The organism is Aurantiacibacter gilvus (assembly GCF_038289935.1).
Lineage (GTDB): Bacteria > Pseudomonadota > Alphaproteobacteria > Sphingomonadales > Sphingomonadaceae > Alteraurantiacibacter > Alteraurantiacibacter gilvus.
This window is the reverse complement of the sequence record NZ_JBBYHV010000001.1, coordinates 102,363-123,332: the sequence shown is the minus strand read 5'-3', so window position 1 is coordinate 123,332 and position 20,970 is coordinate 102,363. Positions and strand designations below refer to the sequence as shown.

Genomic DNA, 20,970 nt, shown 5'->3' with positions numbered 1-20,970 from the left:
TGCTGGAATTGCGGACCTAGCCGCGAATGTCTGACAGGATTGCCGCCCGCAGCTCAACTATACCCATGCCCTTTTCCGAGCTGGTCTGGTGGATCACCGGGAAAGCGGCTGGATGCTTGCGCGCTTCGGCAGCAACCTTCTCGTGGACCGCCGCCAGTTCGCTGGCCTTCACCTTGTCCGCCTTTGTCAGCACCAGGCGGTAACCCACGGCAGCCTCGTCGAGCATGGTCATCATCTCGAGGTCGCTTTCCTTCAGGCCGTGACGGCTGTCGACCAGGACCAGCGTGCGCTTCAGTGGCACACGTCCACGCAAGAAGGTGCGCACCAGCTTCTTCCACTTATCGACCACCTTCACCGGTGCCTTGGCAAAGCCGTAGCCTGGCATGTCGACGAAGCGGAACTGGGTGGGCTCACCCACCTCGAAGAAGTTGAGCTCCTGCGTGCGCCCCGGCGTTACCGAGGTACGCGCAATTGCCTTCCGCCCGGTCAGCGCATTGATTAGCGAGCTTTTGCCGACGTTGGAGCGTCCGGCAAAGGCCACTTCCGGAAAGTCCGGATCAGGCAGGAACTTCAGCTGCGGCGCTGACAGCAGGAATTCGACGCGGCCGGAAAACAGCCGCGCGGCCTCGTCGGCAAGAGCCTGTTCTTCTTCGGTCACCCGCTGGCCTTTTCGCGTTCTGCAGCGCGCGCCTTTTCCTCGCGCTCCTTCGCCATCAGCGCCTTCAGCTGCGGGTTGCGCGCATAGAGGTATTTCTGCTGCGCCAGCGTCAACACGTTATTGCTGATCCAGTAGATCAGCAGGCCGGCTGCGAACGGCGCCATGACGAACATCAGCACCCAGGGCATGATCATGAAGATCTGCTGCTGCATCGGGTCCATCGCCGCTGGGTTCAGCTTGAACTGCAGCCACATGGTAAAGCCCAGCAGTACCGCCAGCACACCGATGCCGAGGAAGCCCTCGGGGGTGAAGTCGAGCAGGCCGAACAGGTTGAGAATGGTCGCGGGATCAGGCGCGGAAAGGTCGCGGATCCACAGTACGAAGGGCTCGTGCCGCATCTCGATCGCCAGGCGCAGCACCTTGTACAGCGCGAAGAAGATCGGGATCTGGATAAAGATCGGCAGGCAGCCCGCCAGCGGATTGACCTTCTCTTCCTTGTAGAGCTTGGCCATCTCCTGCTGCAGCTGCGCCTTGTCGTCCTTGTAGCGGTCCTGCAGCGCTTTCATCTTCGGCTGCACGGCGCGCATCTGCGCCATGGACTTGAACTGCTTCTGCGCCACGGGGAACAGCAGCAAGCGGATGATCAGCGTCAGCACGATGATGGCGAAACCGAAGTTGCCGACCATGCCGAACAACCAGATCAGCACCTGCCACATCGGCCAGGCAATCCAGCGGAACCAGCCCCAGTCGATGGCGAGGCCGAACTTCTGGACGCCCGCCTCCTGGTATTCGTCCAGCACGGCGCTTTCCTTGGCGCCCGCGAACAGACGGGTAGTGCGGCTGACGGTTTCGCCCGCAGGCACGTTGACCGCGTCATAGAGCACGACGGCAGCATATTGCTCGTTGCCCAGCGGCGAGAACCACGAGCGGCTGCCGCCTTCGCCGGGGATCAGCGCAGACATCCAGTAGATGTCGGTAAAGCCGATCCAGCCGACCTGGCCATCGAGGTTGGCCTGCTGGCCGGCCTCGTCGACGTCTTCATAGTCCCAGCCGAAGTCGACCGAATCGCCAGCATAGGCGATGGGGCCGGAGTGGACATTGAAATTGCTGGGGTCGGCATTGCTGCTGGAGCGGTTGATCAGCCCGCGCGGTGCCAGGGCGACGGTGCCTTCGCCGTTGTTGGTGACGCTCTGCTCCACCGTCAGCATGTACTTGTCGTCGATCGACACGGTCTGGCTGAAGACCTGGCCTTCGCCATTGTCCCAGGTGAGTCGGATGGGACTGTCCTGCGTCAGCGCGCCGCCTTCGGCCGTCCACACCGTCTGCGCATCGGGCGTGGTCACGCCTTCACCGACCCAGTCGAAGCGGGCGAAGTGCTGGCCTTCGGTATTGCGCGGCGCCATCAGCTGCACTGGGCCGCTGTCTTCGTCTACCGTCTGGCGGTGTGTCTTCAGCTCGATATCGTCGATGCGTGCACCGGCAAGGTTGATCGAGCCGAGAATTTCAGGGGCATCGATGTCGACCCGGTTGCCCGAAGCGAGCGCAGTCTGGACATCGACCAGTTCATCCGCGGCGACCATGTCGTCCGTCACGCTGCCGTCGACCTGCGTGGCCCCGCCTTCGCTGCTGGCGGCGGTAGCGGGATCGACTTCCGGTTCCGGATAGAAGGTCCGCATCGCGAAATCCCACCCAAACAGCAGGAGCGCGCTCAGCACGACGGCGAGAATAAGGTTACGCTGGTTGTCCAAGATCGAAATTCCGTCGCGGTTAATCGTTTTGCGTTGATTCGGGCACGGGATCGTAGCCGTGTCCCCCCCATGGATGGCAGCGCATTATACGCTTGGCGGCCAGCCATCCACCCCTGATTGCACCATGCTTTTCCAGTGCCTCGATGGCATAGGCGCTACACGATGGCTGGTAACGACAGGTTGGCGGCAGGATCCGGCTCGGGCCAAGCTGCCAGCCGCGCGCAACCAGGATGAACAGGCGCTTCACTTCTTGCTTCCGCGGCGCGGCCGGCGGGCGGGGTCGCCCTTGCCCTCGGCGGCGGCCTGCAGAACGTAGCCGAGTTCCTTGGCCATTTGCGCAAAGTCCCGCTCCACCCCGCTCTCGCGGCCGATCAGCACGTGGTCGTGATCGGGCAGGCCGTGTTCGGGCAAGGCGGCGCGCAGCAGCTCGCGAAAGCGGCGCTTCATGCGGTTGCGCACAACGGCATTGCCGATCTTCTTGGTCACGGTGATGCCGTAGCGAATCCCCGCCCCGTCATTGGGCCGCGTCAGCAGCACGAACCCCGGCCGCGCATTGCGCAGCCCCCGATTCGCCGCGAGGAAATCCGCGCGCTTGGTGAGGACGGAAATTGTCATGAAGGGGTAGATAGGGGCTCAGTCGCCATTTGTGGATGGCAGGCGCAAAAACGGGTCCCGAAAGGGACCCGCAAGGCCGACTGGCCACCCGCAGCGGGCGCAGCTACGCTGCGCGCCTAGCGAGGACGCTCGCGCGGAGGCGCGAGCGCAAAGATCAGGCGCTGAGCTTGTTGCGACCGCGACGACGACGGTTGCGCAGCACCTTGCGGCCACCAACAGTGGCCTTGCGGGCGAAGAAACCGTGGCGACGAGCGCGCACAAGGTTGCTCGGCTGGAAAGTGCGCTTCATGGTTCAGTACCTCGAAAATCGAATAAAAAGGGCCGCCAAACGAGAGGCGGCCTCACAGTGATGGCGCGCTTACTGAAGGACCGGCGCCAAGTCAAGATAAGCGAGGCGTGGACGCTCACCTTCTGCTGCGGGCGTTTCGGCGACATCGGACAGGTCGTCAACCCAGCCACGCATTTCAGCGCCGGTCAGCCAGCGCGCATCTTCGAATGGCACCGAATTGGTCATGGCGTAGAAGGCCTCCGCCTCGGCGCGGTCCATGCCCATTTCGACGTAGTAATCGAGGTAACGGCGGTGCTCCGGCGCCCCGGCAGGATAGTCCTCCGCCCCGCGTCCCCAGTCATCGAGCCAGCCGTGGACGGCGAACTCGCTGGCGGGGTCGATCTCGCGGGTGGCACCGGCGAGGAAGAGCTCGACCGCGCCCGAGCGGACCGACCCGCCGTTCTCGACCCGGGTGGCGATGCCGCGATCGCGAATCATCCTGCCCAAGGCCAGGTTGGCACGGTCATCGTGGGTGCCGGGCGCTTCGACGAATTCCAGCACGCCGACCTGCGGGTAGTGCTGCAGCAAGGCTGCAAACTGCGAAGGTGCGCGCGAATCGGTAACTCCGACCAGCGCAGCGGTCCGATCGTCGATCACGCGGAACGGGCCAAAGGCGGCCACGGCGGCCTGCTCGGTACGCTCCTGCAAGGGCGAGACATAGCGGCTGGCGGTCGTTTCCTCGACCACGATCCATTCCTCGGTCACGGTCACCGTCTGCGCAGCGGCAGGCGATGCCGCGCCCGCAACCGAAACGGCAAATAGTGCTCCTACGAGGGACAGTTTCCAGCGCATGCTCCCTCATCGCCCTCGCACACCTGCCGAAGTGCGAAGAGATGGGGTTTCGAGCCGGTTAACCGTGATGCCCCTCGACACCGACGGCCTGTGCGCTATCACCTTGGCGGAAAGGGGAATTCCGCTTGGTAGCACTGGTGCAAACGGTGGCCTATCTGGGGCTGGAGGCACGCTCGGTGGAGGTGCAGTGCCAGCTGGCTGCCGGGATGCCGCGCTTCACCATCGTCGGGCTGCCCGACAAGGCCGTGGGCGAAAGCCGCGAGCGAGTGCAGTCGGCGCTGGCTGCCATGGGCCTGTCATTACCCCCCAAGCGGATTACCATCAACCTCTCGCCCGCCGACCTGCCGAAGGAAGGCTCGCACTACGACCTGCCCATTGCACTGGCCCTGTTGGGCGCCATGGGAGTGGTCGATGCCGAAGAGCTGAGCGAGTGGCTGGCGGTGGGTGAACTGGCACTCGATGGCCGGATCGTGCCCTCGCCGGGCGTGCTCTTGGCAGCCCTGCACGCGAGCGAGAACGAACTCGGGCTGATATGTCCTGCGGCACAAGGGCCGGAGGCGCGATGGGCCAGCGGCGTCCGCGTCTGCGCCGCGCCGGACCTGGTCAGCCTGCTCGCCCACCTGGGCGGCAAGGCGGAGCTGGCCGAACCCGAGCCGGGCGAGGTCGACGACGCCCACCACGGGCCGGACCTCAAGCAGGTGAAGGGTCAGGAAACCGCCAAGCGCGCGCTCGAGATCGCGGCGGCGGGCGGACACAACCTGCTGATGAATGGCCCGCCCGGTGCGGGCAAGAGCCTGTTGGCCAGCTGCCTGCCCGGCATCCTGCCGCCACTGACCCCGGCGGAAGCGCTGGAAGTGAGCATGGTGGCCTCGGTCGCCGGTACGCTCGAAGGCGGCAAGATCAGCCGCACGCGTCCCTTCCGCGCACCGCACCATTCCGCCAGCATGGCTGCACTGACCGGTGGCGGCCTGCGCGTGCGTCCGGGCGAAGTCAGCCTCGCGCACCTCGGTGTGTTGTTCCTCGACGAATTGCCCGAATTCCAGCGTGCCGTGCTCGATTCGCTGCGCCAGCCGCTGGAGACCGGCAAAGTCGACGTCGCCCGCGCCAATGCCCACGTGGCTTATCCCGCCCGGGTGCAGCTGGTGGCGGCGATGAACCCGTGCCGCTGCGGACACCTGGGCGATCCGGCGCTGGCCTGCTCGCGCGCGCCCAAGTGCGCGGTCGATTACCAGAGCAAGGTGAGCGGCCCCATGCTCGACCGGATCGACCTGCATGTCGAAGTCGACCCTGTCAGTGCTGCCGACCTTTCCTTGCCGCCGCCTGCCGAAGGCTCCGCCGAAGTCGCCGCCCGCGTGGCTGCTGCCCGCAAGTTACAGACAGCCCGCGGGGTGCGCAGCAACGCGGAACTCGATGGCGAAGCGCTGGAAGAATATGCCACGCCTGATGACGCGGGCCGCAAGCTGCTGATGCAGGCCGCCGAAGCCATGCGGCTCTCCGCCCGCGGCTATACCCGCATGCTGCGCGTGGCGCGGACGATTGCAGACCTTGCAGGCAGCCACGAGGTGGGCCGGATCCACGTCGCCGAAGCGCTCAGCTACCGCCGCCAGCCTCCACGCGCGTGAATGGATTTGTCTTCGTAGCGCAGGTCAGCCTAGGGAACTGATTCGTGATTGCCCTGCTATTCCTGTCGCTGGCACTGGCCATGGATGCCTTCGCCGTCTCGCTCGTGCGCGGTGCTGCAGGCCAGCACTCGGTCCGCCGTGCATTGGAAACCGGCCTGGCCTTCGGCGTGGCGCAGGGCGTGATGCCCATGCTCGGCTGGGCGCTGGGCAGCCTGTTCCTCGTCTATATCGAGGCTTTCGACCACTGGATCGCCTTTGCCCTGCTCGCCTTCCTCGGCGTGCAGTTGCTGCGCGAAGGGCTGGGCAATGACGGTGACGATGACGACGTGCCGCCCGCAAGCTATTCCTACAAGGCGCTGTTCGCAGCTGCCATTGCCACCTCGATCGACGCTGGCGCGGCCGGGCTGACGCTCGACCTGTTCGGCTATCCGCCGCTGCTGTCCTGCCTGGTGATCGCCGCAGTGACGACCGCGCTGTGCGTACCGGCATACTGGTTCGCCGCCCGCGTCGGACCACGGCTGGGCAAGCGCGCGGAAGTGTTCGGCGGCCTCGTGCTGATCGGGCTCGGCATCAGGATCGTGGCCGAACACACCGGTTGGCTGTAGGGTTACGCTGCACGGGGGATTCTGGGGGGACATCCGATGGACTGGTTCAACGCCGCACTGCTGCTCCACGCCGGGGCCGTGGTCTATGTCATCGCCTTCCTGTTCCGCGACGAAGCCCTGATCCGCGGGTTCTCGGTGCTCGGGACACTGCTCTACATGGGTTATTACTTCTGGTACCCGGCAGAGCCGCTGTGGGATGCCATCGTCACCAGCACGATCTTCCTCGGTGCCAACGTGGTGGTGATCTTCATGATCCTGCTGGAGCGCACGACCTTCCGCCTCGGCGATGACGAGAAGCGCCTGTTCGAAGGCTTCTCCACCCTCACCCCGGGCGAGTTCCGCAAATTGCTGAAGCGTGCGACCTGGCATCAGTCCGACGGCAGCGATACGCTGACCGAAGCCGGCGTGCAGCCCGACCGCCTATTCTACGTGCTCGATGGCGACGTGCTGATCGAGAAGGACGGTACGCGTTTCCCGGTCAGCGATGGACGCTTCATCGGCGAGATCGGCTTTGTCCTTGAAGGCCCCGCCACGGGCACCGTGCGGGCCCCCGAAGGCACACGCTATGTCTCGTGGGAGACTGCGGACCTGCAACGTCTTGGGCGCAAGAAGCCAGCAATCGGTACGGCCCTGACGGCGCTGCTGGGCAAGGACCTTGCCCGCAAGCTGGGCGAGAGCGTGCAGCCAGCCGTACAGGCCTAGCAGCATTCCTCGGATTCTTCCGGCGGCTCTGCAGGAAAACCATCCTTGCTGTAGGCGCCGCTGTGCCGGTCGACTGGCTGGCCGACCTTGTCGGGTGTCTGCCAGCCCAGTTCGTGCCAGCTCAGTTCGCGTCCATCCTGCGCACGGATGGAGATCGGCTGCACCGGCTGGCCATCGCGGCAATCGACCAATACCAGCCCGGCATTGAAGCCTTCGGCATAGCGTTCGCCCCACTGGCGCAGTGCCAGCATGGCGGGCAGCAGGCCGAGGCCCTTTTCGGTCAGACGATATTCCACCTTGCGGCGGTCGGCCTCGCACGGCGTGCGTTCCAGCACCCCGTGCTGGACCAGGTTCGCGAGGCGATTGGACAGGATGTTGCGGGCGATGCCCAGCTCGCTGGAAAATTCCTCGAAATGGTAAAGCCCGTTGAAAGCGGCGCGCAGGATGAGGAACGACCAGCGTTCGCCCATCACTTCCAGCGCATGCGGCAAGCCGCAGCTCATTTCACGTAACGGTTCTCTAATTCCCATACGAATTGTCCATCTCTCCCGTCGTCCTACAGGCAAACGCGGGAAAGCCAAAAATATTTGCGAGAAAGGGTTGCGAATCGAAACTTAGAAGTTTAGGTCGCGATTCGCAACCAGTCTTGAACTGCAACCTACCAGTTTGTCAAAGGAGCCCTCGCATGACTCGCCGCACCACCTCCCTGCTCGCCGCCTTGCTTGCCCTGACCGGCACCTTCGCTCCCGTCGCGCTGCAGGCCCGTCCCGATGGCGCCTACTTCACCGCGCAGTTGGAAGCCCCGGCCAGCGAAGAACGCGTCATTGCCGGCGGCGTGGTGTTTGCTTGCGCTGGTACGACCTGTGTCGGTCCGCGCAGTAACACCCGCCCGCTGCGCGTCTGTTCGGAATTGCGTCGCGAAGTCGGCACCATCACCAGTTTCAATGCCGGCGGCGAGGACCTGGCGGAAGCACGCCTAGCCCGCTGCAACGGCTAATCGTCCATCCCTCCGCCGCTCTCCATTATCCGGCGGACACTCCTGAAGGCTCCGGCGCTTATCCGCCGGGGCCTTTTTTTAGGCGCTGAGGAGACCGAGGCGCAGCAGCGCGGCCTCGAGCGCCTCCGCCCCGGTGAAGACATGGCCATGCCAGCCGCGCGCGACGGCAGCGGCGATATTTTCCGCCTTGTCGTCGATGAACAACAGGTCTTGCGGCGGAAAGCCGAAACGCGCCTCGGCAAGGGCGAAGATCGCCGGATCAGGCTTGGCGACATTCTCGTGCCCCGAGACCACGATATCGCGGAACCCCTCGAACACCGGTTGGCTGGCGATGAACTCGTCCCAGAAATCAGGGCCGAAATTGGACAGGGCAAACAGCGGCACCTGCGCCGCCTTCAGCCGCGCAATCAGCTCCAGCGTGCCGGGAACATGTTCGGGGTAGGTTTCGCGGAAACGGGTCGCATAGGCGCGAATCAGGTCAGCGTGTTCGGGAAACAGCGCGATCCGTTCGGGCACCATCTCCGCGAGCGGACGGCCTGCGTCCTGCTCGTGATGCCACTCCTCGGTGACGACATTGGCGAGGAACCAGTCGAGCTGATCCGCGTCGTCGACCAGCTTTTCGTAAAGGTAGCGCAGGTCCCAGCGGACGATGACCCGACCAATGTCGAAAACGACGGCCTTGGGCGAACCCGCTTCAGACATGCAAAAAGCCCCCGTGGTGGCGGGGGCTTTGCAAGAGACCAGTGCCGCGCGAAAGCGGCACGGCGCGCATTAGCCCTGGCGGGCCTTGAAGCGGCGGTTGGTCTTGTTGATCACATAGGTGCGACCGCGACGACGAATCACACGGCAATCGCGATGGCGGTTCTTCAGCGACTTGAGGCTGTTGCGGATCTTCATGGTCTTTTCCCGAAAAAAAATCAGCACCGGAGATGCGCTCCGATGCCGCAATTTCAAGGCGGGCGGATAGTGCGGCCCGGAAATGAAGTCAACCTTCTCCGCGTATCACGGCCAGTTTGCGTTCCCAGGCGACGGCATGGGCGACAATTGCGTCCAGATCGGCGTGTTGCGGCGTCCACGGCAGGGTCGCCTTGATGCGCGACGGGTCCGAAATCAGCGAATCGGGATCGCCCGCGCGGCGCGGGGCCATGACCCGGTTGATCGTGCGGTTGGTCACCCGGTCCACGGCATCGAGCACCTCGAGCACGGAGAAGCCGCGGCCATAACCGCAGTTCATGGTCAACGAGCGTTCCGGCTGTTCGATCAGCGCCTCCAGCGCCAGCACGTGCGCCGCCGCCAGGTCACTCACATGGATATAGTCGCGTACGCCGGTGCCGTCGGGCGTGTCATAGTCCGTGCCATAGACCGAAACGCTCTCGCGCTGGCCGGTCGCGGCTTCCACCGCCACCTTGATCAGGTGCGTCGCGCCGGCGGTCGACTGGCCGCTGCGCGCCTGCGGGTCTGCCCCGGCAACATTGAAATAGCGCAGCGCACAGTAGTTCATCGCATGGGCTGCCGCCGTGTCGGCCAGCATCTGCTCGGTCATCAGCTTCGACCAGCCATAGGGGTTGATCGGGGCTCTGGGCGTATCCTCGGTCACTGCCGCGACATCGGGAATGCCGTAGGTCGCCGCTGTCGAGCTGAAGATCACGTGCGGCACGCCCGCCTTCACGACTGCCTCGATCAATGCGCGGCTCTTCGCCGTGTTGTTGTCGTAGTACTTGAGCGGTTCCTCGACGCTTTCGGGCACCACCACGCTGCCGGCGAAGTGCATCACTGCGCCGATCTGCTGCTCGGTAAAGATGCGCGCCAGCAGCTCGCCGTCGGCAATGTCGCCTTCATAGAAAGGCACACCGTCAGGCACGGCAAAGCGGAAACCCGTCACGAGGTTGTCGATCACCGAGACCGGCCAACCGGTATCCCGCAGGGCCAGCACGGCGTGGCTGCCGATATAGCCGGCACCGCCGGTAACAAGGACATGGCATTTATCGCTCATGGCCCGCGCGCCTAGCATGTTTGGGTGAAACGGCAATTAAGGTAAGAACATAAGCAACGCGTCATTCATGGACGCCATGCCTTGGAGAGCCCATGCGAAACCACCTCTTCCTTCCCGCCCTTGCCGCCGGCCTGTTGCTGGCAGGCTGTGCCACCCCCGCTTACGTCTCGCCGGTCGAGGTGACGCGCTTCGTCGGCCAGAGCGACCGGTTCCTGGGCGCAGGCACCATCCAGATCGTGCCCGCACCGGGGCTCGATGCCGAGAGCATCGAGTACGGCTTCTATGAGGATGCCGTGCGGATGGAGCTTGAACGGCTCGGCTACCGGGTGGTGCTCGTGAACGGCGGCCAGATCGCGCAGATCGCTGTCGACGAGTACGTCTCGGCGCCAGCCGGTCGCCGCAGCCCGGTGAGCGTTGGCGCTGGCGGATCGACCGGCACCTATGGCTCCGGCGTCGGGCTCGGCATCGGCTTCAACCTCGGCGGGCAGCCGAGCGAGCGGATCGAGCGCGAAGTGGCGGTTGCCATCCGACCGGGCGACGGCGGGCAGAACCTGTGGGAAGGCCGCGCCACCATGACCGCCACCGCCAACAGCGACTTCGCCACCGCCTCGCAGGCCGCTCCGAGAATTATATCGGCGCTGTTTTCGGGGTTTCCTGGAACATCGGGTGAGACTATCGCGGTCGAATGATTACATCTGATATCAAAATCGATGCCGCTTTCGACAGCGGCAACATCGAGGTCGTTTCCGTCTCCGGCGCCAGCGCGACGCTGCGCATTCCCAAGGACCACATGAGCGAATTCGCCCAGTGGTTCCACTTCCGGGTCTCGGGCGCTGCTGGCCGCGAAGTCGTGCTGACCTTCGTCAACCTGAAGGAAAGCGCCTATCCCGCCGGCTGGCCGGACTACCGCTGCTGCGTGTCCGAAGACCGCGCCTTCTGGGGCCGTGCCGAGACCACCTACGATGAAGCGACCGGCAACGGCACCATGACCGTGCGCTACACGCCCGCTTCCGACATGGCCTGGTTCGCCTATTTCGCCCCCTATTCGATGGAGCGCCACTTCGACCTCGTCGCCGAAGCTGCCTCCAGCGAGGGCGTGACCCATCGCCGCCTCGGCGAAACGCTCGACGGCCGCCCGATCGACTGCCTCGAAATGGGCACCGGCGACACGCAGGTCTGGCTCTACGCACGCCAGCATCCCGGCGAGACGCAGGCCGAATGGTGGATGGAAGGCGCGCTGGAAGTGCTGACCGATCCCACCGACACCGTCGGCCGCGTGCTGCGCGACAAGTGCCGCTTGCACGTCGTGCCCAACGCCAACCCCGACGGCAGCTTTCGCGGCCACCTGCGCACCAATGCCGTGGGCACCAACCTCAACCGCGAATGGGACACTCCGACGGCGGAGAAATCACCGGAAGTGCTCACCATCCGCAATGCCATGGACGAAACTGGCGTCGATGTTGCCATGGACGTCCACGGTGACGAGGCGATCCCGGCGGTCTTCCTGGCGGGCTACGAAGGCATCCCCGGCTGGACCGAGGAACGCGGCGAGCTGTTCTACCGCTACGAGCGCCTGCTCGACCGCCGCACGCCCGATTTCCAGACCAAGCTCGGCTATCCCAAGTCCGCGCCCGGCAAGGGCAACCTGTCGATGAGCACCACGCAGGTTGCCGAACGCTTCGGCGCCATGTCGATGACCATCGAGATGCCCTACAAGGACAACCACGAGTGGCCGGACGAGGCGCAGGGCTGGAGCCCCGAACGCTGCAAGATGCTTGCGCGTGACTGCCTTGCCGCACTGGTCGAGTGGCTCGACGGGGCGGACGCCTAGGTCTTCTCAGGGCTGGACCACCACCCAGCGCAAGGCATTGTCGCTGCTTTCTCCGCGCAGGTGGGTGGTCGCGGTCCACAGCGTCCACGGGCGCAAGGCATATTCGGGCTCGAGGAAGTCGCGTTCCAGCCACAGGTTGCGCTCGATCCGCGTGGCAATGCCGTAGGCGTCCTCGAAGGTGCGCGACACCTTGAGGACCACCGGCTGGCCGGTATGGCCCTCGACCTGGTTGATAAAGGTGGTCAGCTCGCTTTCCAGCCCCGCCTCGATGATCGGGTCGCCGCAGTCGCTGGCCAGCTTGTCGAGCGCGATTGCGGGCGGCAGCATCCGTGCATCGCGCGGCACGATGGTGACGAAGTTGGCCGCCTGCCGCTCTGCCGGAATGCACGGGTCATAGGCATGGACCACGCCGTGCGGCAGCATGGCATCGCTGGCCATGGCGAGGTTGCGCGGAAAGCTCGCGTCCCGGTCACCCGCCCCGCTGCTGGCTTCGAGGTAGACGAAGTCCGCCCCCGTCGCGCGCAGGGCGTTGAAGTCTACCGCGCCGTCTGCGGCCCCTACCAGCGCACCCTGCACCGGGTAGCTGGCGCGCGCCGGCTGCCAGCGCATGGCTTCCCACCAGCCCCAGCCAGCCGCCAGCATGGCTGCCAGCAGCAGCAAGGCGACTATTCGCCAGCGCCAGACGGTTTTGCGCTTTCGACCCATGAGCGACCCGTGAAAGAGGTGAAGTGATTCAGGCCTTGATATGCAGCACGCAGATCAGCGTGAAAAGGCGGCGCGCGGTTTCAAAGTCGGTTTCGACCTTGCCTTCGAGCGCATCGAGCAGGTGCCGCGTGCCGCGATCATGGATCGCGCGGCGAGCCATGTCGATCGTCTCGATCTCCTGCGCCGAGGCGCGCCGCAGGGCCTTGTAATACGAATCGCAGATGGCGAAGTAGTCGCGGATCGAACGGCGCATGCGCGCCATCCCAAGGCCGATGGTTCCCGCTGCTGCTCCCTCACGGTCCTTGAGGTGCCAGGCCAGCATGCCATCAATCACTTCGAGGTGGACCTGCCACGGCCCCGCATGGCCATCGCTGCTCGCGCGCAAGGGCCTGAAGAGGTTGTCCTCGACGAGGTCGCGCAAGGCCACCTCGCGTTCCTGCTCGATCTCTTCATTGCGCGCGATGACGGTCGCTTCGTCGAGCGTGATGGCATCGATACGGTTGTCGTCAGCAGCGGACATTGCGCGGCCCTGATGCCCCAGCCATGGGTGTCGTGGCAAACACGAAAAGCCGCGCGACAAGTGTTCTCCCCGCTTTCCACAGGCCGCGAACCGCAACTTTGGCAATGTCAATCTTGCGGTCGGACCGGCAGGGGAGCATCAGGGGGCGATGGCCGACCAAGACCTCCTGATCCTCAAAGACAGCAAGACCTCCAGCGATACCCCGAAGGGTCGCTCCCTGCCGGCGAACCTGGAGGCGGAAGCCGCCTTCCTGGGCGCCGCACTGATCGACAACCGCGTACTGGAGGAATTGCCGGTGGAGCTGCGCGCCGCGCACTTCTTCGCCCCCATCCATGCGCGCATCTACGACCGGATCGTGACCCTGGTGGACCGCCAGATGGTGGTAACGCCGGTCACGCTCAAGCCCCATTTCGAAGGCGACGAGGCACTCGCCGAGCTCGGCGGCACGGGCTATCTCGCGCAGCTGACGGCGGACGGCCAGGGCCTGCTCGCCCCGCGCGAACTGGCCCAGCAGATCTACGACCTCGCCCTGCTGCGCGAACTGGTCGGCGTGGGCCGCGAACTGGTTGAGGGCGCGCTCGACACCAGCGAGGACGTGCGCCCGCAGACCCAGATCGAGAACGCCGAGGCCCGCCTGTTCGAAGTCGCCGAAGGCGCCACCAGCGAGAAGGCCGGCGTCGCCTTCCGCAGCGCCTCGATGGAAGCGATCCGGCTGGTCGAAGCGGCAATGAATTCGGGCGGCGGCCTGTCCGGCAAGACCACCGGCCTTGCCACCATCGACAACAAGACCGCCGGCCTGCACAGTTCCGATCTCATCATCCTCGCCGGGCGTCCCGGCATGGGCAAGACCTCGCTCGCCACCAACATCGCCTTCAACTGCGCCGAAGAGCACATGCGCTGGCAGCAGGACGGCGGACAGCACAATTACGGCGCACCCGTGGCCTTCTTCAGCCTCGAAATGTCGAGCGACCAGCTGGCCACGCGTATCCTTGCCGAACAGGCAGAGATCTCGTCCGAGGCCCTGCGCTCGGGCAAGCTCAAGCGCGAGGAATTCCATGAGCTGGCCGCCGCCTCGCAAAAGCTGGCGAACCTGCCGCTGTACATCGACGATACGCCGGCACTGTCGATCTCCGGCCTGCGCACCCGTGCGCGGCGGCTGAAGCGGCGTCATGATATCGGCCTGATCGTGGTCGACTACCTGCAGCTGCTGCAAGGTTCCGGTCGCGCGCAGGACAACCGCGTGAACGAGATTTCCGAGATCAGCCGCGGCCTGAAGACATTGGCCAAGGAACTCAACGTGCCGGTGATCGCCCTGTCGCAGCTCAGCCGTGCGGTGGAGCAGCGCGAGGACAAGCGCCCCATGCTTTCCGACCTGCGCGAATCGGGCTCGATCGAGCAGGATGCCGACATGGTCTGGTTCATCTATCGCGGCGACTACTATCACGAGGCCCTGCGTCCCGACATGCCGAGCGAGACCAGCTCGGAAGCCGAAAAGGAGAAGTACCGCGTCTGGGAAGACCGCTACCTCGAGCTGCGCAACAAGGCGACGCTGATCGTCGCCAAGCAGCGCCACGGCTCCACCGGCAACGTCCCGCTGCTGTTCCAGAGCGAGTTCACCAAGTTCACTTCGCCCAACATGAAGGACTATTCGGACTACGGGTTCGAATAGGCGTCACGGCCCGCAGCGCCAGAAGCCTTGCTCGGTTGCCATGTCGCCGAGGTGATCGATGCTCAACCGCGCTCGATATAGCGGGGCTTCAGGGGCAACGGGCGGCTCTGCGACAAGCGGTTCAGCAGCAAGGCGTACGATTACCAGTTCGGTATCTTCGGCAGTGAAGCTGCCGCCTTGGGACAAGGCCGCAAAACCCGTCCCTTCGTGAGCGACCCGGATCGTCTCGCTGCCGGTCTTGAACAGGCCGCGCGCGGGCTCCGTGCCTTGCTCTACACTGGTGGCAATGAATAGCGCCTCGCCGGTCGGCTCACGCGAGAATACGCATCCCAGTTCGCCGCCAAGATTGCCGACGGCGATCTCGACCTGCGACAGCGGCTGCAATCCTAGGCTGGCTGGCGGCATGGGCGGCGCTTCATCTTCGATTCGCGAATCCGTCCGCTCGACACTCGGTGCATCCGGTTCCTCGACATCATCGACCGCGGGGGCCGCGGGTTCGGCGGAACAGGCAGCAAGGGACAGGACGGACAGCGAGGCAATTAGCTTGATCATGCCTGATCAACGCCTGGGCGCGGCCAGGTTTCCAACTCATGGTCGCCGGCGGCCTGCCGCGCGCGAAAATCTTGACTTTTGCGGACCTGCCACCTAGGTGCGCCTTTCGGATTTCCGCACAACCTGTTTGATTGGAGTGTCCCATGGCGCGCGTTACCGTCGAAGATTGCGTCGACAAAGTTCCCAACCGTTTCGACCTCGTCCTGCTCGCTGCCCAGCGTGCGCGCGAGATTTCGGGCGGCGCCGAGCTGACCATCGACCGCGATCGCGACAAGAACCCGGTCGTTGCCCTGCGCGAGATCGCCGAACAGACGATCAAGCCCAAGCACCTGCAGGAATCGCTGGTGCAGTCGCTGCAGACCATCCTGCCGGACGAAGAAGACGAAGCCGACGACATCGGTTCGCTGAGCCAGTCGGCCGAGGCCATGCGCCTTTCGGCCGCCGCTCCGACCCGCTCGACCTCGATCGGTGCCGACTACGACGGCTGATCGCCAAGTCGTTTGACTGGAAAACCAAGGGGCTGCGCCGCGAGGCGCGGCCCTTTTGTTTTGCCCCACGACGGCACGGAAGAGGTCACACGGTTGCACAGGGCGCCCCGGCACATGATAGCTTGCCCTCGATGGCAGTCATTGCAGTCTACAGCGCCAAGGGCGGCGTCGGGAAAACGACGATAGCGGCTAACCTTGCCTGGTGCGCCGCCACGATTTCATGCCGCAAGACGCTGTTGTGGGACCTCGACGTCGCGGGCGGCGCAGGCTTCCTGTACGGGATCGAACCCGACGGCAAGCGGGCCCGTTCTGTCTTTGCGCGCGACGTGAAGCCCGGGCAGGCGATCGTGAACAGCGGCTATGACCGACTGCACCTGCTGCCCTCCGATGACAGCCTGCGTGAACTCGATTCGGTCTTTGCCCGCATCGGCAAGCGCAAGCAGCTCCTCAAGCTGACGCAGGCCTTGTCGAAGAAGTACGAGCGGATCATTCTCGACTGTCCGCCCGCGCTCGGCCAGATCAGCGCCCAGGTGATGCGCGCTGCCGACCTGGTGATCGTACCGCTGCCGCCCTCGCCGCTGTCGACCCGCGCCTTCGACCTGGTGGTGCGCGAGATCAAGACCCACGCCAAGGTCCACCCGCCAATCCTGCCGGTGCTGTCGATGATCGACATGCGCCGCAACCTGCACAAGGCCGCGCGCGAGGCGAACCCCAACTGGCCGGTGATCCCGCTGTCCAGCGCGGTCGAACAATGCGCCGTGCGGCACCAGCCGGTGGGCGCCTTCGCGCCGAGCAGCCCTTCCGCGCGCGGGTTCGGGCAGCTGTGGGCCGCGATCGAGCGCAAGCTCACCAAGCGCTGAGGCTAGTCCTTGCGGAACGGCAGCAGCAGGCTGAAGCCGAGTCGCGCCGTCTGGTCCCCGCGCCATTCACCGAGACCGATGGGCATGGTCTCCTGCGGCTCTTGCGCCCGCGCGTTGTAGGTGCCGAACAGCCGGTCCCAGCCGGACAGGAAAGTGCCGTAATTGCTGTCGGTCTCCGGCTGGCGTTCGGAGTGGTGGACGCGGTGCATGGTCGGCGTGACCACAAACCAGCGCACCACGCGCTCGAGGCCGGACGGCAGGGACAGATTGGCATGCGTCCACAAGGTCAACACGGCAAAGCCCGTTTCGAACACGAAGACCGCGAAGACCGGAGCACCCAGTGCCGCGACCACGGCGCCCTTGTAGGCCGTCGACAGCACGATCTCGACCGGGTGAAAACGCGCCGCCGTGGCCACGTCGAAGTCGCGGTCCGTGTGGTGGACGCGGTGCAGCCGCCACAGCAGCGGCACGCGGTGCGTCGCCCAGTGCTGCAGGAAGATCGCCAGGTCCAGCGCCAGCACGGTTACAGCGAACGCGAGCCACGACGGCACCTCCACCATGTTGAACAGGCCCCAGCCGCGCTCTGCTGCCAGCATGGCCATGCCGACCATGGCCAGCGGCAGCAACAGGCGCACCGCCAGCGTGTCCACGGCGAAGAGGGCGAGGTTGGCAAACCAGCGCTTGCCCTTGGCCTGGCTGGCGCGGCGGAAGGGCAGTGCCAGCTCGAGCAAGGCAAGCAGGACGAAAGCGCCAGCCATCACCAGCAGGCCCAAGAGCGGCGCGTCGATGGCAGGCATGTCCATCCGTTCCATGTGGCCCTGTCGCCACGGCAACTCAAGTGGCCCCGCGCCGAAGGCGCACGTCATTGCACTGCACCATAGCCGCCGATAACATGGGCGCTCCAAACAGGGGTCAGGGCATGAGCGAAATTCTCGGCGGCGTGGGTTCGGTAGTCGAAGGCGGGCTGTTGTCGCGGGCGCTGGAACCCGATTCCGGGGCCAAGGAGCCTCACCCCAACCAGCCCGAGAATTGCCTCAACTGCGGCACCAAGCTGGAAGGCGCCTATTGCCATGCCTGCGGGCAGCAAGGCCATATCCACCGCACGATCGGCGCATTCGGGCACGATCTGCTGCATGGTGCGCTGCATCTTGAAGGCAAGCTCTGGCGAACCCTGCCCATGCTCGCGTTCAAGCCCGGCGCGCTGACCCGCCGCTATGTCGAAGGCGAACGCGCCCGCTTCGTATCTCCGATGGCGTTGTTCCTGTTCGGCGTGTTCCTGATGTTCGCCGTGTTCCAGATGGTCGGCTTCACCGCACCGACGGACCTGCCCGGCGGCGAAGCGGTCGAGAGCAACATCGCCGATGCCCGGGCCAATGCCCGCGCCGAGATCGAGAGGCTGCAGGAGCGACTTGCAACCGACGATCTCTCCCCGGCGGAACGGGCAGAGCTGGAAAACGAGATGGCTCTGCTCAACCAACTGGTCTTGGGTACCGGCATTGCAGACGAAGAGGGCGTGAGCGACGCGGCTGCTGACGGCTCCGCCGAAGGAATCGACGCGGGGCAGGAAGAAGACACCGGCCAGGTCGGGGTCGTGGCTGGCGGCGACATCAGCGACCAGGCCTCTATCGTCCGGGCGGATTTCTCCGATCTGGCGGGCAGCGACACCGGCGTCGGCTGGCTCGACACGGTGATCCACAAGTGGCGCGATAACCCCAGCCTGATGCTCTACAAGTTGCAGGCAAACGCCTACAAGTTCTCCTGGCTGCTGATCCCGATCTCGATCCCCTTCGTCTGGCTGCTGTTCTTCTGGAAGCGCCGCTTCCGCGGCTACGACCACGCCATCTTCGTCACCTACTCGCTCAGCTTCATGACGCTGCTGTTCATCCTGGCATCGGTGCTCGGCCAGGTCGGTGTCCCCTTCGGCTTCCTCATCACCGCCGTGCTGATCATCCCGCCGATCCACCTCTACAAGCAGCTGCGCGGCGCCTACCAGCTGCGCCGTTTCTCGGCCTTCTGGCGCCTGATGATGCTGAGCCTGTTCATCTGGGTCATCGTCTTCCTGTTCATCCAGGTCCTGTTGCTGCTCGGCCTGTTCTGAGCCCTACTCGGAACGACAAAGGGCGGCGCATCGCTGCACCGCCCTTCCGTGTTTTCGTGCTGTAGGAAAGGCCTAGGCGCCTTGCGGTGCCTCACTCGATTCCGGGCCGCCGCCGAAGCGCTTGCCGGCCTTGGGCACCAGCGAGCCCTGCGACGGCTGCACCGGGATCGGGCCGCTCGGCGCATCCGGACGGTCGATCTTGCCGTCTTCCATCAGCTGGTTGATCTCGTCACCGGTCAGCGTCTCGTATTCCAGCAGGGCCTGGGCGAGCAGGTGGAGCTTGTCCTCCTTCTCGGTCAGCACGTCGGTAGCGCGCTTGAGGCCCTTTTCGACCAGGTCCTTGATCTCGGCATCAATCAGCTTGTTGGTCTCCGCACCGGCCATCGTCCGGGTGGTCTGGCCCATGCCGAGATAGCCTTCCTGGCTCTGCTCGTACTGCAGCGGGCCGAGCTTGTCCGACATGCCCCACTTGGTGACCATGTTGCGAGCAAGGTCGGTGGCATACTGGATATCGCCCGATGCGCCCGAGCTGACCTTGTCGTGGCCGAAGATGATCTCTTCGGCGACGCGGCCACCCATGGCCACGGCCAGGTTCGCGTGCATCTTGTCGCGGTGGTACGAATAGTTGTCGCGTTCGGGCAGGCGCATCACCATGCCCAGCGCACGACCGCGCGGGATGATGGTGGCCTTGTGGATCGGGTCCGACGCGGGCTCGTTGAGCGAGACGAGCGCGTGACCGGCCTCGTGATAGGCGGTCATCTTCTTCTCGTCCTCGGTCATCACCATGGACTTGCGCTCGGTGCCCATCATCACCTTGTCCTTGGCGTCCTCGAACTCCTGCATGGCGACCAGCCGCTTGTTGCGGCGCGCGGCCAGCAGGGCAGCTTCGTTGACGAGGTTGGCAAGGTCCGCGCCGGAGAAGCCGGGGGTGCCGCGGGCGATCGTACGCGGGTTCACGTCAGGTGCCAGCGGCACCTTCTTCATGTGCACCGCCAGGATCTTCTCGCGCCCATCGATATCGGGGATCGGTACCACCACCTGGCGGTCGAAACGGCCGGGACGCAGGAGTGCCGGGTCCAGCACGTCGGGACGGTTGGTGGCAGCGATGATGATGATGCCTTCGTTGGCTTCGAAGCCGTCCATCTCCACCAGCAGCTGGTTCAGCGTCTGCTCGCGTTCGTCGTTGGAATTGCCGATGCCGTTGCCGCGATGGCGACCCACGGCGTCGATCTCGTCGATGAAGACGATGCAGGGCGCGTTCTTCTTCGCCTGCTCGAACATGTCGCGCACGCGGCTGGCGCCGACGCCGACGAACATCTCGACGAAGTCGGAGCCCGAGATGGTGAAGAAGGGCACGCGCGCCTCACCCGCGATGGCGCGGGCCAGCAGCGTCTTGCCGGTACCGGGCGAGCCCACCAGCAGCGCGCCCTTGGGGATCTGGCCGCCGAGCTTGGAGAAGCGCTGCGGGTCCCTCAGGAACTCGACGATTTCCTGCAGCTCCTCGCGCGCTTCGTCGATGCCGGCCACGTCCTCGAAGGTGACGCGGCCCTGCTTCTCGGTGAGCATCTTGGCCTTGGATTTGCCGAAGCCCATGGCTCCCGACCCTCCGCCTTTCTGCACCTGTCGCAAGGCAAAGAAGGCGATACCCAGGATCAGCAGGAAGGGCAGCGCCTGGATCAGCACCACCAGCAGCAGCGGGGTCTGTTCGGGCGTGGTGCCGGAGTAGTCGACACCGGCCGCTTCGAGCTGGGTCGTCAGGTTGGGATCGGGGACAGGCGTGGTCGAGAAACGTTCGTCGTTCTTGAGCACACCGGTAATGCGGTCGGAGGCGATGACGACGCTGTCGACGCTGCCTTCGGCCACCTTGTCCTTGAAATCGGAATAGAGGATCGGCGTTCCGGCGGGCTCGCGCGGGCCGCCGAACATGGTCACCGCCAGCAACAGGGCCAGGAAGATGCCACCCCAGACAAGCAGGCTTTTCACCCAGGGGTTGCCGCCTCCGCCGTTGTCTTCTGGCTCGCGATTGTCACTCATTGCGCAGGATCCTTTCGAAAGGCCAATGTAGGATGCGCCGGGTGAATGGCAAGCTAACGCGGTACAGGCTTTGGGCGAGGTCTCAGGGGCAAGGTGTTACAGGTGTGACAGTGTCCTGTGGCAAAACTGCGCGAGGGCAGTGCTCGGCCGCCA

At 65.0% G+C, this 20,970-nt stretch carries 25 protein-coding genes; 10 read left to right on the top strand and 15 right to left on the bottom strand.

The window, feature by feature from the left end:
• Positions 1–16: 16 nt before the first annotated feature.
• The 6 genes from yihA to AAEO60_RS00545 all read right to left on the bottom strand — a co-directional run bounded on the left by yihA (position 17) and on the right by AAEO60_RS00545 (position 4,141).
• Entirely contained in the window at positions 17–658 is a 642-nt protein-coding gene (gene yihA, locus AAEO60_RS00570; RefSeq protein ID WP_341671697.1) for a ribosome biogenesis GTP-binding protein YihA/YsxC, read from the bottom strand.
• The gene (yidC, locus tag AAEO60_RS00565; protein WP_341671696.1) at positions 655–2,406 is read right to left on the bottom strand and encodes a membrane protein insertase YidC; all 1,752 of its coding nucleotides are present in this window, start codon (positions 2,404–2,406) and stop codon (positions 655–657) included. The genes yihA and yidC overlap by 4 nt, the downstream gene beginning before the upstream one ends.
• Before the next feature lie 19 nt (positions 2,407–2,425).
• Positions 2,426–2,653 carry a membrane protein insertion efficiency factor YidD gene (gene yidD, locus AAEO60_RS00560; protein WP_341671695.1) on the bottom strand — a complete coding sequence of 76 codons (228 nt, stop codon included), beginning with the start codon at positions 2,651–2,653 and terminating at the stop codon, positions 2,426–2,428.
• Positions 2,650–3,021 carry a ribonuclease P protein component gene (gene rnpA / locus AAEO60_RS00555; RefSeq protein WP_341671694.1) on the bottom strand — a complete coding sequence of 124 codons (372 nt, stop codon included), beginning with the start codon at positions 3,019–3,021 and terminating at the stop codon, positions 2,650–2,652. The genes yidD and rnpA overlap by 4 nt, the downstream gene beginning before the upstream one ends.
• Before the next feature lie 154 nt (positions 3,022–3,175).
• On the bottom strand, positions 3,176–3,310 hold the full coding sequence (rpmH, locus tag AAEO60_RS00550; RefSeq protein ID WP_341671693.1) for a 50S ribosomal protein L34: 135 nt from the start codon (positions 3,308–3,310) through the stop codon (positions 3,176–3,178).
• Between the two features lie 69 nt (positions 3,311–3,379).
• Positions 3,380–4,141, bottom strand: coding sequence for an alpha/beta hydrolase (locus AAEO60_RS00545; RefSeq protein ID WP_341671692.1), 762 nt, complete (start codon positions 4,139–4,141; stop codon positions 3,380–3,382).
• 125 nt (positions 4,142–4,266) lie between these two features.
• Here AAEO60_RS00545 and AAEO60_RS00540 point away from each other — a divergent pair, with 125 nt between their 5' ends.
• From AAEO60_RS00540 to AAEO60_RS00530, 3 genes are read left to right on the top strand one after another with little or no spacing between them, the layout of a single operon-like run.
• Positions 4,267–5,763, top strand: coding sequence for a YifB family Mg chelatase-like AAA ATPase (locus tag AAEO60_RS00540; protein WP_341671691.1), 1,497 nt, complete (start codon positions 4,267–4,269; stop codon positions 5,761–5,763).
• 44 nt (positions 5,764–5,807) lie between these two features.
• Positions 5,808–6,368: a manganese efflux pump MntP gene (locus AAEO60_RS00535; RefSeq protein WP_341671690.1), complete on the top strand. Its 561-nt coding sequence runs from the start codon at positions 5,808–5,810 to the stop codon at positions 6,366–6,368.
• Positions 6,369–6,404: 36 nt separating this feature from the next.
• Positions 6,405–7,070, top strand: a complete 666-nt coding sequence (locus AAEO60_RS00530) for a cyclic nucleotide-binding domain-containing protein (protein WP_341671689.1) — start codon at positions 6,405–6,407, stop codon at positions 7,068–7,070.
• Here the strand turns inward: AAEO60_RS00530 and AAEO60_RS00525 are convergent.
• Positions 7,067–7,573 carry a winged helix-turn-helix transcriptional regulator gene (locus tag AAEO60_RS00525; protein ID WP_423970038.1) on the bottom strand — a complete coding sequence of 169 codons (507 nt, stop codon included), beginning with the start codon at positions 7,571–7,573 and terminating at the stop codon, positions 7,067–7,069. The two genes, AAEO60_RS00530 and AAEO60_RS00525, sit on opposite strands and share 4 nt — an antisense overlap.
• 182 nt (positions 7,574–7,755) lie before the next feature.
• Here AAEO60_RS00525 and AAEO60_RS00520 point away from each other — a divergent pair, with 182 nt between their 5' ends.
• Positions 7,756–8,067 (top strand): DUF8200 family protein, encoded by a 312-nt coding sequence (locus AAEO60_RS00520; RefSeq protein WP_341671687.1) that lies wholly within the window; start codon positions 7,756–7,758, stop codon positions 8,065–8,067.
• A 78-nt stretch (positions 8,068–8,145) separates the two neighbouring features.
• On the opposite strand, the gene AAEO60_RS00515 is transcribed toward AAEO60_RS00520, so the two are convergent.
• The 3 genes from AAEO60_RS00515 to galE all read right to left on the bottom strand — a co-directional run bounded on the left by AAEO60_RS00515 (position 8,146) and on the right by galE (position 10,060).
• Positions 8,146–8,769, bottom strand: coding sequence for an HAD family hydrolase (locus tag AAEO60_RS00515; RefSeq protein WP_341671686.1), 624 nt, complete (start codon positions 8,767–8,769; stop codon positions 8,146–8,148).
• A gap of 69 nt (positions 8,770–8,838) precedes the next feature.
• On the bottom strand, positions 8,839–8,964 hold the full coding sequence (ykgO, locus tag AAEO60_RS00510; RefSeq protein ID WP_007165381.1) for a type B 50S ribosomal protein L36: 126 nt from the start codon (positions 8,962–8,964) through the stop codon (positions 8,839–8,841).
• An 88-nt stretch (positions 8,965–9,052) separates the two neighbouring features.
• Positions 9,053–10,060 carry a UDP-glucose 4-epimerase GalE gene (galE, locus tag AAEO60_RS00505; protein ID WP_341671685.1) on the bottom strand — a complete coding sequence of 336 codons (1,008 nt, stop codon included), beginning with the start codon at positions 10,058–10,060 and terminating at the stop codon, positions 9,053–9,055.
• A gap of 92 nt (positions 10,061–10,152) precedes the next feature.
• On the opposite strand from galE, the gene AAEO60_RS00500 reads away from it, so the two are divergent.
• Positions 10,153–10,749, top strand: coding sequence for a DUF4136 domain-containing protein (locus AAEO60_RS00500; protein WP_341671684.1), 597 nt, complete (start codon positions 10,153–10,155; stop codon positions 10,747–10,749).
• A complete protein-coding gene (locus AAEO60_RS00495) occupies positions 10,746–11,891 on the top strand; it encodes a M14 family metallopeptidase (RefSeq protein WP_341671683.1) in 1,146 nt (381 codons plus the stop codon). Before AAEO60_RS00500 ends, AAEO60_RS00495 begins: the two co-directional genes overlap by 4 nt.
• Positions 11,892–11,897: 6 nt before the next feature.
• Here AAEO60_RS00495 and AAEO60_RS00490 read toward each other — a convergent pair whose 3' ends face one another.
• Positions 11,898–12,596 (bottom strand): glycoside hydrolase family 25 protein, encoded by a 699-nt coding sequence (locus tag AAEO60_RS00490; protein ID WP_341671682.1) that lies wholly within the window; start codon positions 12,594–12,596, stop codon positions 11,898–11,900.
• Positions 12,597–12,624: 28 nt separating this feature from the next.
• Entirely contained in the window at positions 12,625–13,116 is a 492-nt protein-coding gene (locus AAEO60_RS00485) for a UPF0262 family protein (RefSeq protein ID WP_341671681.1), read from the bottom strand.
• Positions 13,117–13,264: 148 nt separating this feature from the next.
• Between AAEO60_RS00485 and AAEO60_RS00480 the strand changes: the two genes are divergently transcribed.
• Positions 13,265–14,785, top strand: a complete 1,521-nt coding sequence (locus tag AAEO60_RS00480; RefSeq protein ID WP_341671680.1) for a replicative DNA helicase — start codon at positions 13,265–13,267, stop codon at positions 14,783–14,785.
• 3 nt (positions 14,786–14,788) lie between these two features.
• Here the strand turns inward: AAEO60_RS00480 and AAEO60_RS00475 are convergent, their stop codons facing one another.
• Entirely contained in the window at positions 14,789–15,337 is a 549-nt protein-coding gene (locus AAEO60_RS00475) for a hypothetical protein (protein WP_341671679.1), read from the bottom strand.
• 143 nt (positions 15,338–15,480) lie between these two features.
• Between AAEO60_RS00475 and rpoZ the strand changes: the two genes are divergently transcribed.
• Positions 15,481–15,825 carry a DNA-directed RNA polymerase subunit omega gene (gene rpoZ, locus AAEO60_RS00470; RefSeq protein WP_341671678.1) on the top strand — a complete coding sequence of 115 codons (345 nt, stop codon included), beginning with the start codon at positions 15,481–15,483 and terminating at the stop codon, positions 15,823–15,825.
• A 131-nt stretch (positions 15,826–15,956) separates the two neighbouring features.
• Positions 15,957–16,685 carry a ParA family protein gene (locus tag AAEO60_RS00465; RefSeq protein WP_341671677.1) on the top strand — a complete coding sequence of 243 codons (729 nt, stop codon included), beginning with the start codon at positions 15,957–15,959 and terminating at the stop codon, positions 16,683–16,685.
• Positions 16,686–16,687: 2 nt separating this feature from the next.
• Here AAEO60_RS00465 and AAEO60_RS00460 read toward each other — a convergent pair whose 3' ends face one another.
• A complete protein-coding gene (locus AAEO60_RS00460) occupies positions 16,688–17,497 on the bottom strand; it encodes a sterol desaturase family protein (protein ID WP_341671676.1) in 810 nt (269 codons plus the stop codon).
• A gap of 107 nt (positions 17,498–17,604) precedes the next feature.
• Here AAEO60_RS00460 and AAEO60_RS00455 point away from each other — a divergent pair, with 107 nt between their 5' ends.
• On the top strand, positions 17,605–18,783 hold the full coding sequence (locus AAEO60_RS00455) for a DUF3667 domain-containing protein (protein WP_341671675.1): 1,179 nt from the start codon (positions 17,605–17,607) through the stop codon (positions 18,781–18,783).
• A 72-nt stretch (positions 18,784–18,855) separates the two neighbouring features.
• Here the strand turns inward: AAEO60_RS00455 and ftsH are convergent, their stop codons facing one another.
• Positions 18,856–20,817 carry an ATP-dependent zinc metalloprotease FtsH gene (gene ftsH, locus AAEO60_RS00450; protein WP_341671674.1) on the bottom strand — a complete coding sequence of 654 codons (1,962 nt, stop codon included), beginning with the start codon at positions 20,815–20,817 and terminating at the stop codon, positions 18,856–18,858.
• Positions 20,818–20,970 lie beyond the last annotated feature (153 nt).

What these genes read in the sequence shown, in the direction of transcription:
- AAEO60_RS00495 (WP_341671683.1), top strand. Translation starts at nt 10,746, where the DNA reads ATGATTACATCTGATATCAAAATCGATGCCGCTTTCGACAGCGGCAAC.
- AAEO60_RS00475 (WP_341671679.1), bottom strand. Translation starts at nt 15,337, where the DNA reads ATGATCAAGCTAATTGCCTCGCTGTCCGTCCTGTCCCTTGCTGCCTGT.
- AAEO60_RS00460 (WP_341671676.1), bottom strand. Translation starts at nt 17,497, where the DNA reads ATGGAACGGATGGACATGCCTGCCATCGACGCGCCGCTCTTGGGCCTG.
- rnpA (WP_341671694.1), bottom strand. Translation starts at nt 3,021, where the DNA reads ATGACAATTTCCGTCCTCACCAAGCGCGCGGATTTCCTCGCGGCGAAT.
- AAEO60_RS00465 (WP_341671677.1), top strand. Translation starts at nt 15,957, where the DNA reads ATGGCAGTCATTGCAGTCTACAGCGCCAAGGGCGGCGTCGGGAAAACG.
- AAEO60_RS00515 (WP_341671686.1), bottom strand. Translation starts at nt 8,769, where the DNA reads ATGTCTGAAGCGGGTTCGCCCAAGGCCGTCGTTTTCGACATTGGTCGG.
- rpoZ (WP_341671678.1), top strand. Translation starts at nt 15,481, where the DNA reads ATGGCGCGCGTTACCGTCGAAGATTGCGTCGACAAAGTTCCCAACCGT.
- ftsH (WP_341671674.1), bottom strand. Translation starts at nt 20,817, where the DNA reads ATGAGTGACAATCGCGAGCCAGAAGACAACGGCGGAGGCGGCAACCCC.
- AAEO60_RS00500 (WP_341671684.1), top strand. Translation starts at nt 10,153, where the DNA reads ATGCGAAACCACCTCTTCCTTCCCGCCCTTGCCGCCGGCCTGTTGCTG.
- AAEO60_RS00485 (WP_341671681.1), bottom strand. Translation starts at nt 13,116, where the DNA reads ATGTCCGCTGCTGACGACAACCGTATCGATGCCATCACGCTCGACGAA.
- AAEO60_RS00530 (WP_341671689.1), top strand. Translation starts at nt 6,405, where the DNA reads ATGGACTGGTTCAACGCCGCACTGCTGCTCCACGCCGGGGCCGTGGTC.
- AAEO60_RS00520 (WP_341671687.1), top strand. Translation starts at nt 7,756, where the DNA reads ATGACTCGCCGCACCACCTCCCTGCTCGCCGCCTTGCTTGCCCTGACC.
- ykgO (WP_007165381.1), bottom strand. Translation starts at nt 8,964, where the DNA reads ATGAAGATCCGCAACAGCCTCAAGTCGCTGAAGAACCGCCATCGCGAT.
- rpmH (WP_341671693.1), bottom strand. Translation starts at nt 3,310, where the DNA reads ATGAAGCGCACTTTCCAGCCGAGCAACCTTGTGCGCGCTCGTCGCCAC.
- AAEO60_RS00480 (WP_341671680.1), top strand. Translation starts at nt 13,265, where the DNA reads ATGGCCGACCAAGACCTCCTGATCCTCAAAGACAGCAAGACCTCCAGC.
- AAEO60_RS00525 (WP_423970038.1), bottom strand. Translation starts at nt 7,573, where the DNA reads ATGAGCTGCGGCTTGCCGCATGCGCTGGAAGTGATGGGCGAACGCTGG.
- AAEO60_RS00490 (WP_341671682.1), bottom strand. Translation starts at nt 12,596, where the DNA reads ATGGGTCGAAAGCGCAAAACCGTCTGGCGCTGGCGAATAGTCGCCTTG.
- AAEO60_RS00455 (WP_341671675.1), top strand. Translation starts at nt 17,605, where the DNA reads ATGAGCGAAATTCTCGGCGGCGTGGGTTCGGTAGTCGAAGGCGGGCTG.
- galE (WP_341671685.1), bottom strand. Translation starts at nt 10,060, where the DNA reads ATGAGCGATAAATGCCATGTCCTTGTTACCGGCGGTGCCGGCTATATC.
- AAEO60_RS00545 (WP_341671692.1), bottom strand. Translation starts at nt 4,141, where the DNA reads ATGCGCTGGAAACTGTCCCTCGTAGGAGCACTATTTGCCGTTTCGGTT.